The organism is Leuconostoc carnosum (genome assembly GCF_007954525.1).
Taxonomy (GTDB): domain Bacteria; phylum Bacillota; class Bacilli; order Lactobacillales; family Lactobacillaceae; genus Leuconostoc; species Leuconostoc carnosum.
Genome location: NZ_CP042374.1, coordinates 119,186 through 132,704 on the forward strand (window position 1 = coordinate 119,186; position 13,519 = coordinate 132,704).

Consider the following 13,519-nt stretch of genomic DNA (forward strand, 5'->3'; position numbering starts at 1 on the left):
TTATGAGCATTTCATTTGTACGTATCGATGACCGAATTATTCATGGCCAAACAGTTACTCGTTGGGCCAAGGAGTATCCCTGTGACGGATTAATCGCTGTTAATGATGCTGCAGCAAATAATCCTATCTTAAAAGATGCTTTCAAAAGCGCCTCTGGGAAAAAGACTTTTGTCTGGACATTAGAACATTTTAAGGAAAAAGCGCAACAAGTACTAACTTCGGAACGTCAATACTTTTTAATCACAAAAACGCCCCAAGATATGAAAACAATCTTAGCTGATTATAGTTTTGTGCCAGGCGATATTAAAACGATTGTTGTTGGACCAGCAAATGACCGACCTGGAGCCGTAAAATTGGGGAATAATCAATCAATTACACCAGACGAAGCACAGGCTTTTGAGGCTATTCAAGCTCAAGGATATCAAGTGAAGTTTCAATTATTACCAGATGTTTCGATAGGCTATTGGAATGACTTTAAAGGAAAGTTCAATTTATAATTGGATATAAGAAAGGATTAGACAATGACAATTAGTTGGGTTCAAGCAGCTATTTTGGGTATTTTTGCCAGTCTATCTTCTATGCCAGGAATGGCTGGATCAACAATTGGTAATTATACATTAGGTCGACCTCTAGTTGGTGGCTTGGTGTGTGGTATTATATTAGGTGATTTAAAAACGGGTATTGCAGCTGGTGTCGCAATGCAGTTAGTGTATATTGCATTGGTAACGCCTGGTGGCACGGTTTCTGCTGATTTAAGAGCGGTATCTTATATTGGTATCCCACTTGCCATGGTTGCTATTCATTCTCAAGGATTAGCATCAACTGGCGGTAATGCAGCTGACTTAGCTAAGTCGATGGGAACATTGGTTGGAACTGTCGGTACAGTGTTATTTTATGGAACAGCCACTATGAACTTAGCCTGGCAGCATATTGGTTGGCGTGCTGTTGAAAAAGGTGATTTCAAGAAGCTATATGTTGTTGACTGGGGATTGCCTTGGATTTCTCACTTCTTTTTCTCCTTTGTACCAACTTTATTAATGACTCACTTTGGTTCTAGTGCTGTTACGGCACTTAGGACAGCATTACCTATGGATGGCATCCCAATGAAGACACTGTTTACTGTTGGTGCTTTGCTACCCTGTGTAGGTATCGCTATTTTACTTAAGCAGATTGTTGATAGTCCGATTGACTTTATTCCATTCTTCGTAGGATTCACATTTGCTGCCTCATTAAAGTTGAACTTAGTCTCAGTCACAGTTATTTCACTGATATTTGCAATGATATCATATAAATTGGATATGGCAATTAGTACAAATAAGCAAGTAGCCTCTGGTTCACCAAGTAATATAACTGATGATGACGAAGATGAGGAGGACATTTAAAATGGACAATACAGAGATAAAAAAGATTTCTCGCAAAACATTAAATAAGTCATTTCATCATTGGTTCTATGGTCATTTGACAGTATTTTCTCAAGAACATATGCAGACTTTTGGTTATTTAACATCGATGTTGCCAATTGTTGAAGAATTATATGATAATAAAGAAGACCAAGAAAAAGCCATGAAGACGTATACTGCGTTTTTCAATACGGAACCACAACTTGGGTCTGTCATTGTTGGTGTCACAGCCAGTCTGGAAGAGGCACGTGCTAATCATGGTGGTGTTGATGATGCAACTATTAATGGATTACGTGCAGGACTAATGGGACCTATCGCTGGTATTGGTGATTCCCTAGTTGTTGGGACATTAATTCCAGTTATATTAGGAATTGCTTTAGGTATGTCTGATGGTGGGTCGCCATTGGGCGCAATTTTCTATATTATTGTTTGGAACTTACTGGGTTACTTTGGCATGCGATTTGCTTTCTTTAAGGGCTATGAATTGGGTGATAAAGCGGTTGGTATCTTAATTGGACAACAAGGTAAAGCCATCCGTAAAGCGATTGCCACTGTCGGTGGCATGGTTGTCGGTGGTGTTGCTGCAACATGGGTTACTGTTAAAACCTCATTTCAGCTAACTAATGCCTCTGGGAAACCATACTTAGTACTACAAGATAATTTAGATTCTGTTTATCCGGGTCTATTGACTGCTGCCTTTATTGTTGCATGTTGGTGGTTAATGGCTAAGAAGAATATTTCGCCTATTAAGGTCATGTTGCTTCTTGTTGTTGTAGCACTGGTTGGTGTATTAGTTGGATTCTTCAATCCAGGTTTGAGCTATTAATCAAAAGCGAGGTGGGGTAAAATGGTACAAACAACCAAAAGTGTTGAAAAAGGGTATCAAAATGAAATACTATTTCAAGAAAAAATGCTTAAAAATCTTGTCCACTGGCAATCTTTCTTTTCGATGATGGTAGGTTTTAGTATTTTAATTATTTATTTCTTTAGTCGGTATAGTGTTTGGTTGTTGGTGGCTGGCATTGTACTTTTGGTTGCTAATATTATCTTAATCTTTCTCATAGGTTATGGCATCCGTCGTGGTAAACAAAATCTTAATAAAGTGATCCAACACTATAAGGAAGAGCGCCCTCAAATATAACTCGTGAATTATAAATTGGTATACCAATAATAAACTGATTAATAAAAGCTAATGACGTCATGTCATTAGCTTTTATTCATTAACAAGTTTAAAATTAACTTATAAAAAATTTGCATAAGGAGAGAGAATGTTTTTAGCAATTAAGGAAATGAAGCATGAAAAATTGCGCTATGGCTTGATTGTTGCCTTGATTCTGTTGGTGAGTTACTTGTTAATTATTTTAACAGGATTATCAACTGGATTAGCTAATTTAAATAAAGCAGCTATCAATGAATGGGGTGCTAAAACAATTATTTTAGATAAAGATTCGCAGGGTAGGTTGGCACAATCTTATTTATCGGCTCAGACATTGCAAACAACAAAAGGGTCAAAAATATCGCAATATAACTCATTAGTAACATCAACCGGTGATTTAAAAGAAAATGCTCAGATTATTGCACTATCCAAGCAGTCATTTATTTATCGGAATTTAAAAGCTACGATAGGAAAAAAATTCACCTCTAAGAATACGGTATTAGTCGCTGATAAATTTAAAAAAGACGGATTTAAGATTGGTAGTAAAATCAAAATAGCAAATTCCAATGTTGAATTACGTATAGTTGGTTTTACACCACGCGCGACGTTAAGTGTAGCACCAGTTATTTATACATCTTTTGAAACAATTAAACCGTTGAATAATGGGGTAGTTAATGCCGTTGTTACTTCAGAAAAACATCAGTTTCAGGATGCACCAAGTAATGGGCTAGTTTTAAGCATTAATCAATTTATTAATAAATTACCTGGCTATAGTGCACAAAAATTAACTTTTAATTTTATGATTGGTTTTCTGTACATCATTATTTTCATAGTGATTTCAATCTTTTTATACATTCTTACAACACAAAAACTACCTAACTTTGGTGTACTTAAGGCACAAGGCGTGCCAACAACATATCTTGTGATGAATACTTTAGCACAGTCATTTATTATGTCGGTTATTGGGGTATTTTTGGCCATTGTATTTGGCTTACTCACATCGTGGTTTTTACCTAGTGAAGTGCCAATTGTTATTAGTACTATGAATATCGTGTTAACTAGTGTCGGTATTATAATAATGTCCTTGTTAGGCAGTCTTATTCCAATTCGTCAAATCGCTCAAGTCGATCCTTACAAAATTATAGGGGGCTAACTATGTCAAATCTTAGGTTTTCATCTGTTACTAAAATATTTGGTCATGATACCAGCAAATATGTTGCGCTTGATCAAGTTAATTTTGAGGCAGAAAATGGGCAACTTGTTGTCGTTATTGGACCATCTGGTTCTGGGAAAACGACCTTTTTAACAATTGCCGGAGGCTTGCAATCACCAACTTCTGGTAACGTGACGATCAGTGGTAATAATATGACAAGTCTCGCCAAGAAAGAACAAACAAAGTTGCGTTTGGATAAGATTGGTTTTGTTTTGCAATCATACAATTTAGTACCATTTTTAACTGTGAAAGAACAATTTGAGCTAGTAACTAAAGTCAAGAAAAATAATCTTTCCGATCAATCATTGCATCAATTACTTGATGATCTTGATATTCGTTCTCTAGTCAATAAGTATCCAAATGAACTATCAGGTGGGCAAAAGCAACGTGTGGCAATAGCACGCGCTTTGTTTACTGACCCTGAATATATTCTTGCAGATGAACCAACAGCAGCTTTGGATACCGAACGTTCTATGGCAGTTATGTCATTATTAAAAGATTTAGCACATAAACATGATAAAATGATTATAGTTGTAACACATGACATGCGCTTAAAAGAATTAGCTGATAAAGTCTATCAAATTATTGATGGTAAAATGTCAGTGTATGAGGGTTAAAAAATATTACTGATCAACGAGCAATGCCATTATCATTAGATGGCGAAAGGGTGAGATTCATGAGGAATATTTATTTTGTCAGGCATAGCATTCAGGACTTATCCGTTCAAGATGATGCTTCGGCACCTTTAACGAAAGCAGGAAATGTACTGGCTAAGGAATTAACACGTCTGTTTATCAACAAATCTATTACGGCCATTTACTCATCACCTTACGCACGTGCGTTTCAAACAGTTTTACCGACGGCAGAAAAATTAGATTTAATAATAGACACACATGCTGATTTGCGGGAAAGACAAGCAATTTGGCGACTTGATTGGCAAGAACATCTTGCCAATCTTTGGCAGGATTTTGAGCTTAAAGCAGATGGTGAGGAATCGTTTGCTGATGTCGAACGACGAATTGTACCAGCTTTCCAACAAATCTATGATGACACAGAAGGGGATATTATTATTACGGGGCATGGGACGGCTTTGAGTGTACTATTTCATCACTTAACACATGGTCAATTTACTTTTTCTGATTGGCAAAATATGAACATGCCAGATGTTTATATAGGACATTTTTCGGATGAAAACGTCCTCGTTGGTTTAGAAAAAATAGCTCGGTAATGATAGCTTTCGAGTCGTAATGATGAATATGCTATTATGGCACTTAATGACTCAAATAAAATTAAATTTGACATTTCTTCCTTTTTTTTTTACAATACCAGTTATAAGAAAAAAGGGGAAAGACATTGTTAGATAAAACGATTTATAAGCAGATTTTAAATGCTAGTTTTAACGCCCCAATCGACGTTGAATTTTGGGATGGTGAAAAGGTTAGTTACGGTGATGGTGAACCCATTGCCAAGATTATCATGCATGAAGTCATACCCGTTAAAGATATTATGTCTCATGCCTCATTAACGTTTGGCGAGGCATATATGGATGGAAAGATCGAAATCCAAGGTGATATACAAAAGTTAGTTACCACAGTTTATAATTCTAAGGACAGTTTCCTAAACAGCTCGAAGTTTGCTAAACTGGTTCCAAAACATTCACATACTGAAAAAAAGAGTAAAGCGGATGTGCAAAGCCATTATGATATTGGTAATGATTTTTACGAGAAATGGCTTGATCCAACAATGACCTATTCATGTGCTTACTTTGCAAGTGAAGACGATTCACTAGAAGATGCACAGTGGAACAAAGTGCGTCATATCCTAAATAAATTAAATGCCAAACCTGGTGAGAAATTATTAGACATTGGTTGTGGTTGGGGAACATTAATTTTCACTGCAGCTAAGGAATATAATCTTGAGGCGACTGGTGTCACACTAAGTCAGCAACAATATGATTTTGTTACCAAAAAAATTGAAGCAGAAGGATTACAAGACCGCGTTCATATTTATTTGGAAGATTATCGTGAACTGAAGGATAAATATGACCACGTGACTTCTGTTGGTATGTTTGAACACGTTGGTAAAGAAAATCTCGAAGCTTATTTTGAACAAATTAACCATCTGTTAGTTGAAAATGGTACAGCTTTGATTCATGGTATTACTGGGCAACACAATGGTGCGGGCGTTGATGCATGGATTAACAAGTATATTTTCCCAGGCGGATATGTTCCAAATATTGCTGAGAATGTCGAGCATATCATGCATGCATCACTACAAATTGATGATATTGAGCCACTACGTCGCCACTATCAAAAGACATTGGAAATCTGGACTGAGAATTTCCATAATGTGAGTGAGGAAGTTATTTCACGTTATGGCGAACGTTTCTATCGGATGTGGGATCTTTACTTGCAGTCTTGTGCTGCATCATTTGAATCAGGAAATATTGATGTGGTACAATACTTGATGACCAAGGGACCTTCTGGAACTGATCTACCAATGACACGCGCTTATATGTATCAAGCAGATACAAAGCATGGTGTTAAATAATTAATTTAAAAAACTAGTAATCTATTAAATTGAGATTACTAGTTTTTTCTTATCATGATATGAGTAGCACTAGATTATTATGAGCTTGTTTTATATTTTAAAATTAATGAGAAAATTTGGCAAAAACCTCGAGTGTTTTAAACTGATTTTGATATGTTATTTGATCTTTTAGTGAGCCCTCATGTTTGAAGCCCAGTCGCTGTGCAACAGCGATACTCTTATCATTCTCACTGTCGGCTTGTAAAATTATTTTATGTAGGTTTAATTGATTAAAGGCAAATGCTACTAAACGATTCACTGATTCTGAGATGATACCTTTTCCTTGATACTGACTAGCCAACCAATAACCTAGTTCAGCTGTTTTATTAGTGGGACTGATATGATGCAAATCTATCATGCCAACAGCTTGATTATTGGCAACAATAACTAGTTCAAATAAAGTACTTTTAGCATTTTGAATACGTGCATAATTAATAAATTTGATTTCATCATCGATTGACTGTGTTGTTTTTGCCCAAGGCATCCAGCGCGATAGGTCATCTCGGTCTTGATTAATAGCATCGAATAATGGTTTCGCGTGAGATGTTTCTGGGAAAACAAGTGCAATGTTTAAATGATTGATGAAAAATGTATCGAATGTAAACAAATTAATGACCTCTAACTGATATTATACTAAAAATAAATAATATATCTAGTTTAAAGACTTGTGAGTATTGAATAAAACAGCTATGATATAATTTAGCAAGAAAAGATTTGAGAGGATAACTTAATGTTTATTAATAGTATTGTAGTTGGTATTATGGCTGGATTAATTTCTGGTATGGTTAAAATTGGCTGGGAAACAATTTTACCACCAAGGAGTCAAGCACGAGATGAGACAAATCCACCGCAGCAACTATTACAGCAACTTGGTGTACCACGTCGGGTAACACATGCATACGTATATTATTCTAAGGATCAAAAAATTTATTACACGGCGCTGATAATGCACTTTGGTTTTTCTGTTACATTTGCAGTGTTACTTGCCTTAACTTATAAGATATTACCTATTATTGCGCTTTGGGAGGGGAGTTTATACGGCATTGTAATTTGGTTTGCTTTCCATATTGTGATTCTACCACTACTAAAAACTGTGCCTTCACCAGTAAAACAGCCATTTGCCGAACACTTTTCTGAATTTTTCGGACATATTGTATGGTCATGGTCTATCTATTTTGTTATCATTGCGTTACTGGGAAAGTAATTGTTGACACTCATTTTGAATAAAGAAAGCATAATTTATGATTAAGATAAATAATCGTAGAAGTTTTTCAAGCGTTGTTATGGTGATTTTGGTCATATTTTTATTTAATATTTTTTCTGACTATAGTATCAATTTTTTGCAAAGCCATCAACCACCAACTTACCTGATTCCAACAAATAATTTTAATCGTTTAATGACCTATCTTCTGACATATTGGGGAAATTATGCGATTACTGGTGTTGGTTATTTATTTTTATGGGGTCTTTATGTTGTACTTTTGCTGAGTAGTTTATTGTGGTTTTGGAATAAGTTTTCTTGGACTAACCTGTTAAACGGTTTAAAAACGGGGAGGGTACACCTCTACAGCGTTGTTATTTTACTAATGACACTACCGCTTAACCAATTTGGTTTTAAATTTCCACTATCCTACTACTTGACTATTCCTAAAACTTTTTTGGATATGGTACTTGCTGGTGTCTGGTTACCATGGGTAGGTTGGGCTATTTATTTATTAATTATTTTACTACTGATAAAGTCCCGCTATTTTATCTATCAAGTCGTCATATCACGAGACAGTATTGTGGCAAGTTTTAAAAACAGTTGGCAGCGAGGCCATTTGAAAACACGTCTTTTCTTAGCTCTGTTAGAGGTAATTGGGATACTTATTATGAGCTTACTGGTCATTATTTATATGCAAAAGGTTTGCGATGTCATAGCACCAGTAACAATCAGGCGATTGACTGCTAATATATTAGTTGTTGTTATGACGGGTATTTTCTATTGGCTAACAGCATACTTAATTGCGGTTTTTTGTCAAGCAGCGACACCAGAATCGTTAAATAATGGCTCTGCTAATCAGCCATTATTAATTAATGTAGTCAGTTTAGTGGTGCTAGTGGTTGTTAGTATTTCAAGTGTGACATTCTCTGGCAAACTGATGGGCTTACCTAATCAAAAATATTTAGTCATTGCTCATAAGGGAGTTAGTCACTTACACGCGACACCGAATGTGATTGACAATTTGAAAAAAGTCAGTCAAGCGCAACCTGATTATATCGAGATTGATATTCAAAGAACAATTGATGGCGTTTATGTCTTAAGTCATGACAGTAAAGTTACTGACAAAGAGGGAAAGCGCTTTACAATTAAAGAAACGAAATGGTCAGTTCTTAAACAATTAACGTTAGTTGATGGTAAAAAAGACTTTAATTTGAGCACTTTTGATGAGTATTTAAAGCTAGCCAATCACTATCATCAAAAATTATTGGTGGAACTAAAAATCAGTGATACCATTACAAATCAGCAGTTAAAAGCATTTACAACAAAATATAAGACACGACTTAAAGAAAATCATGCTGAAATACAGTCACTTAATCAAAATGCTTTAAAGCGCGTTAGCAAATATCTTAAGATCCGAACTGGTTTATTGTCACCCGTTAAAAATACAATTGATAGTGCTAAAAATAACGACTTTTACAGTATTGAGTATTCAAATGTCAATACCACTATGGTTCGTGAAATTGATAAGCAAAATAAAGATCTATACATTTGGACAGTTAATCGACCCGAGGATGTTGCTAGTGGTTATGTCTTAGGGGTACGCGGTTTTATTACGGATTATCCAAAACGAGTCCGTAGTCAATTGCAACAAATCAAGGGGCAACCGACCTATTCAGAAGCACTAGAAGGTGTCATTCTGTTTCAAAAGTCAGGTGTGTAGTCATAAACATATTTCTTGCAATGGTTGTGTTGAAAAGCTATACTGAAGGCAACAATAGAGAACGAACAGAAAGAGGCATTTAACATGAAGAAGATAAAGTCTGGCACTGGTTTTTGGAGTAAATTATCACTTTTATTAGCTGCTGTGCAATTACTTTTTAGTATCTATCATGAAATTAAGGATTCACGTTCGCGACATCAAGAAAAATAAGTTACTTTTCACGTAATTATTTAACAAGAGATAAACTAGGAGGTTTTTATGTTAAAATCAGTATTAAAATTCATGTTGGCATCAACACTTATTGTGAGTGGTGTTATTGTTGGCGGTACTATTTTTGCCGCTAAGGGTGTTGATAATTTAGGTGATAAATTAGAAGATAAAATTCATGGCTAATTATGATTTTTAGCTAGTTAAGGTAATATGAGGTACTGAACATCTATGGCTGTTTGGTGCCTTTTTATATGTAAAAAACGGGGATCATTGCTTAATAAATCACAAGTTGATTGTTTTTCGTCATTCAGATGTTGGTGCTATAATTAAGCTGTTGTTAATTATAGTGATTCTGTTTTTAAAGAAAGGTCGAATAAGAATGAGCTATCAAACAGTTAATCCGTTTACGGATGAAGTGATTAAGACATACGACAACCATGATGATGCCTATGTTGAGGAAGCAATTGCAAAAGGGGACGCATTGTATAAGCAATGGCGTAACGATCCTATAGCCAGCCGTGCTGATGCACTCAACAAACTCGCTGATGTCATGTCATCTAAAGCAGATGAACTTGCCAAAATTCTAACTAAAGAAATGGGGAAGCGATTCGTTGAGGCACAAGGTGAAGTTGCTTTGAGTGTATCAATTGCCCGTTATTATGCAAAAAATGGGGCGGACTTTTTGAAGCCACGTGATATCCAATCTTCAATTGGCCCTGCTCAGATTATTTCTCGTCCAACTGGTGTGCTACTGATGGTTGAGCCTTGGAATTTCCCATATTATCAGATTATGCGTGTGTTTGCACCAAATTATATGGCTGGAAATCCCATGCTATTGAAGCATGCCAGTAATACACCTATGGCAGCTGATGCTTTTGAAAAGATCGTCCAAGAAGCTGGGTTGCCAGATGGCGTATTTACTAATTTATTCATTAATTATGATCAAGTGAATCATATTATAGCTGATAAGCGTGTTCAGGGGGTGGCACTAACCGGATCTGAGCGTGCCGGTCAACTGGTTGCTGCTGAAGCTGGTAAGAATATGAAGCAAAGTTCATTAGAATTAGGTGGTAGTGATCCATTTGTTGTTCTAGATGATGCTGATTTATCAGAAATTCAGAAAATTATTGGCGGTGCGCGACTTTATAATGCTGGTCAAGTCTGCACGTCATCTAAACGTTTTATCGTTACCGAAAAGAATTATGATAAAATCGTTGAAATGTTGAAAACGGCTTTTGCTAGTGCCAAGTTAGGTGACCCAATGGATCCTGAAACGACACTAGCCCCATTAAGTACTTCAAAAGCTAAGAAAAACTTGACGAAACAAGTTCGAGATGCTGTTGAAGCTGGAGCGACATTAACCTTTGGTAGTGTTGAGCAAAACCAACCAGCTGCTTTATTTGAACCGGTTATCTTGACTAATATTACCAAAGATAATCCTGCATATTATCAAGAATTCTTTGGTCCAGTTGGACAAGTTTATAAGGTGAGAGATGAAGCGGAAGCTATTGCGTTAGCAAATGATTCAAATTACGGTTTGAGTGGTGTGCTCTTTGGTGGTTCGGCTGAACATGCATCTGAAGTTGCTAGCAAAATTGAAACTGGTGTTGTTTTTGTTAATAGTTTTGGCGGTACATTGCCAGAATTGCCTTTCGGTGGTGTTAAGAATTCAGGTTATGGTCGTGAATTAGGTGACTTAGGCATTAATGCATTTGTCAACAAACAAACAATTGTGACAAAACATGAACCCATTGACTTAAATGATGCATTCGGTGGTTTCGTCTAAAATAATAAAACTAACAAATTAAGTATTGGAAGTAGATATCTCTCATAGAGAAAATCTAACATTTCAAGCTAATGTTTGTTAGTTTTTTTAGTACAATCTATTAGTACTGACTCAAAAAATCTTGTCTAGATTTAAAAGTCTGGTGCATGTTGCTAATTAGCTAACTTGTCTATACAAGAGTTAAAAAACTAGTGTTGCCAATATTGTAAACGCTTACATTTAATGGTATATTTAATCTGAGGTCAAGGAAAGGGGAAGTGGCAATGAGTAAATATCAATACATTCATGATGAATTATTGAAAGAGATTACCGATGGCAAATATCCAGATAACACAGCGATACCTAGTGATTTTGCATTGATGAATCGCTATAAAGTTGCTCGCGAGACGTCGCGAAAAGCTGTTTCCATGTTAGTAGATGAAGGATATGTGATTCGTATCAGAGGTAGAGGAACTTACGTTATCAATCAAAATCGCTTCTCTTTTCCTATCTCACATGTTGAAAGTTACCGAGAATTAGCTGCGCGTCTCAAACTGGATGAGCGCACAAAGCTCATTTCCATTAGTGATGAGGATGTACCGTTAGTTTTTGATTATCGATCTGATATTGATGTGCATTCATCGAAAGTTGTACGTCTCAGGTATTTAGATAATGAGCCAGTTATCATTGATCGTGATTATGTTTTAAAATCAATTATTCCAGAACTGACGGCATTAACACCATCCTTGTCGTTATTTGATTTATTTGAAAAAGAACAAGGGATGACTATAAGTTATGCTAAGAAAACAATCACGATTGAAAATGCCAATGCCGTTGATAGACAATTTGCTCGTATACTGAAAATCCGGACCGCTTTATTTCTAGGGCATAATCCGAGATAATCAAGTATAGGAGTTTTTTTATATTATGAAAGCTAAGCGATACTCAACAGAATTTAAGTCATCAATTGTCACCTTGTATAACGAGGGACGTTCTGCTAATTCTCTAGCCAATGAATACCATTTGGCTGTACAAACCGTCACGGGTTGGGTGAAGAAAGCCCAAATCATTGGGACGGACGTTACCGGTAATCCAGTGACTCGCGCCCAATTTAATGCAATGCAGAAAGAAGTCGCAAGACTCAAAGAAGAAAACGAAATTTTAAAAATTGCGGCAGTTTTGCTGGGCGAACATCGCAAGTAACACGTAAGACCCATTTTCCTATTGTCCAATCATTGCTAAAACAGCATTTTAAACTCATGATGGTGCTTCGCCTACTCAAAATACCCAAAAGTACCTACTTTGATTGGGTTCACTATACTGAGAGCCAACGACAACGAGAAGACACGATCTTAAAAGCTTTGTTGCGTGAAATTTGGCAAAATAACTATAAAGCTTATGGCGCGCCACGTCTGCGATTAGCATTAGCTGATCTGAATTTGCATCATGGCACCAACCGAGTTCGTCGTTTAATGCGAGAAGCTGGCATATACTCTGTCATGAGTCGTCGATTTAACAAACCAACGACAACTGTTGATTATCGTCAACGTCCCAACTTAATCAGGCATTCACCCGAAGCCAACGCTTGGAGCATGGACATCACTTATTTAAAGTTGAGTAATGGTCAGTGGGTCTATTTAGCGTCAGTTTTAGAGTTACAAACGCGTAAGATATTAGCCCATCAAATCAGTGCCACGATGGATACCAAATTGGTAGTTACAACACTACAAAGATCGCTGTCAACTGATAAAAAACCAAATTATTTACATACTGATATGGGCAGTCAGTTCACTAGTTTTGGCTTTGAAAATTTGTTAAAGCGACATAAAATTGATCATTCGTATTCAAAACTAGGACATCCATATGATAATGCCAAAATTGAAAGTTTTCACTCCCTATTAAAGCGTGAAATGATTTATCAATTCCGGTTTCCATCGATTGCACATCTAATTTTAGATGTGTCCAAGTATATTCATTGGTTCAACAACGAAAGAATCAGTCTTGCCAATCAAAAAATAAAAGTTGCCTAATCAGTTCAGCCCTAGATAAAAAACATTCCGAATTATTGACTTATGAGCAATTGATGTCACTCACTGAACCGATGGCTATCGTAGTGATTAGATCTGAAACTTTTTTAAATGATGGCCGTATTATCTCTTTTACAGAATCTAGGCATCGAGGAGACCGTTTTAAAAGTGTTGAATTTGCACGACGACAGTAATTGAATAATAAGATTTCTTTGATTTTAAAAAAGTGGAAAAC

General features: G+C 36.1%; 16 protein-coding genes and 2 pseudogenes. 17 read left to right on the forward strand and 1 reads right to left on the reverse strand.

Translation table 11 applies throughout. The features are described from left to right. The first annotated feature begins 2 nt into the window (after positions 1–2). From FGL89_RS00520 to FGL89_RS00555, 8 genes are all read left to right on the forward strand, one after another. Entirely contained in the window at positions 3–497 is a 495-nt protein-coding gene (locus tag FGL89_RS00520; RefSeq protein ID WP_014974403.1) for a PTS sugar transporter subunit IIB, read from the forward strand. Positions 498–521: 24 nt separating this feature from the next. Further along, positions 522–1,382, forward strand: a complete 861-nt coding sequence (locus tag FGL89_RS00525) for a PTS mannose/fructose/sorbose/N-acetylgalactosamine transporter subunit IIC (RefSeq protein ID WP_014974402.1) — start codon at positions 522–524, stop codon at positions 1,380–1,382. Position 1,383: 1 nt separating this feature from the next. Further along, positions 1,384–2,226, forward strand: a complete 843-nt coding sequence (locus FGL89_RS00530; RefSeq protein ID WP_014974401.1) for a PTS system mannose/fructose/sorbose family transporter subunit IID — start codon at positions 1,384–1,386, stop codon at positions 2,224–2,226. Positions 2,227–2,247: 21 nt separating this feature from the next. Continuing rightward, a complete protein-coding gene (locus tag FGL89_RS00535; RefSeq protein ID WP_014974400.1) occupies positions 2,248–2,541 on the forward strand; it encodes a hypothetical protein in 294 nt (97 codons plus the stop codon). Positions 2,542–2,668: 127 nt separating this feature from the next. Then, positions 2,669–3,709, forward strand: a complete 1,041-nt coding sequence (locus FGL89_RS00540) for an ABC transporter permease (protein WP_014974399.1) — start codon at positions 2,669–2,671, stop codon at positions 3,707–3,709. A 2-nt stretch (positions 3,710–3,711) separates the two neighbouring features. Further along, the gene (locus tag FGL89_RS00545) at positions 3,712–4,386 is read left to right on the forward strand and encodes an ABC transporter ATP-binding protein (RefSeq protein WP_014974398.1); all 675 of its coding nucleotides are present in this window, start codon (positions 3,712–3,714) and stop codon (positions 4,384–4,386) included. Between the two features lie 59 nt (positions 4,387–4,445). Then, positions 4,446–4,997 (forward strand): histidine phosphatase family protein, encoded by a 552-nt coding sequence (locus FGL89_RS00550; RefSeq protein ID WP_014974397.1) that lies wholly within the window; start codon positions 4,446–4,448, stop codon positions 4,995–4,997. Positions 4,998–5,122: 125 nt separating this feature from the next. Continuing rightward, positions 5,123–6,319, forward strand: a complete 1,197-nt coding sequence (locus FGL89_RS00555; protein WP_014974396.1) for an SAM-dependent methyltransferase — start codon at positions 5,123–5,125, stop codon at positions 6,317–6,319. Between the two features lie 103 nt (positions 6,320–6,422). On the opposite strand, the gene FGL89_RS00560 is transcribed toward FGL89_RS00555, so the two are convergent. Further along, complete coding sequence (locus FGL89_RS00560) at positions 6,423–6,965, reverse strand: GNAT family N-acetyltransferase (RefSeq protein WP_014974395.1); 543 nt, start codon at positions 6,963–6,965, stop codon at positions 6,423–6,425. 123 nt (positions 6,966–7,088) lie between these two features. Here FGL89_RS00560 and FGL89_RS00565 point away from each other — a divergent pair, with 123 nt between their 5' ends. The 9 genes and pseudogenes from FGL89_RS00565 to FGL89_RS00600 all read left to right on the forward strand — a co-directional run. Next, a complete protein-coding gene (locus FGL89_RS00565; protein ID WP_014974394.1) occupies positions 7,089–7,562 on the forward strand; it encodes a YagU family protein in 474 nt (157 codons plus the stop codon). 37 nt (positions 7,563–7,599) lie between these two features. Further along, entirely contained in the window at positions 7,600–9,282 is a 1,683-nt protein-coding gene (locus FGL89_RS00570) for a glycerophosphodiester phosphodiesterase family protein (protein WP_014974393.1), read from the forward strand. A gap of 84 nt (positions 9,283–9,366) precedes the next feature. Beyond that, positions 9,367–9,492 carry a hypothetical protein gene (locus tag FGL89_RS08765; RefSeq protein WP_014974392.1) on the forward strand — a complete coding sequence of 42 codons (126 nt, stop codon included), beginning with the start codon at positions 9,367–9,369 and terminating at the stop codon, positions 9,490–9,492. 48 nt (positions 9,493–9,540) lie between these two features. Then, positions 9,541–9,675 carry a hypothetical protein gene (locus FGL89_RS08770; RefSeq protein WP_014974391.1) on the forward strand — a complete coding sequence of 45 codons (135 nt, stop codon included), beginning with the start codon at positions 9,541–9,543 and terminating at the stop codon, positions 9,673–9,675. 196 nt (positions 9,676–9,871) lie between these two features. Then, on the forward strand, positions 9,872–11,278 hold the full coding sequence (locus FGL89_RS00580) for an NAD-dependent succinate-semialdehyde dehydrogenase (protein WP_014974390.1): 1,407 nt from the start codon (positions 9,872–9,874) through the stop codon (positions 11,276–11,278). A gap of 263 nt (positions 11,279–11,541) precedes the next feature. Next, positions 11,542–12,159 carry a UTRA domain-containing protein gene (locus FGL89_RS00585; protein ID WP_147000255.1) on the forward strand — a complete coding sequence of 206 codons (618 nt, stop codon included), beginning with the start codon at positions 11,542–11,544 and terminating at the stop codon, positions 12,157–12,159. Between the two features lie 25 nt (positions 12,160–12,184). Next, positions 12,185–12,460, forward strand: coding sequence for a transposase (locus FGL89_RS00590; RefSeq protein ID WP_068226413.1), 276 nt, complete (start codon positions 12,185–12,187; stop codon positions 12,458–12,460). A gap of 5 nt (positions 12,461–12,465) precedes the next feature. Continuing rightward, positions 12,466–13,287: pseudogene (locus FGL89_RS00595) on the forward strand (IS3 family transposase); the annotation flags it as partial. 47 nt (positions 13,288–13,334) lie between these two features. Further along, positions 13,335–13,478 (forward strand): annotated as a pseudogene (locus FGL89_RS00600) (UTRA domain-containing protein); the annotation flags it as partial. Between the last annotated feature and the right edge of the window lie 41 nt (positions 13,479–13,519).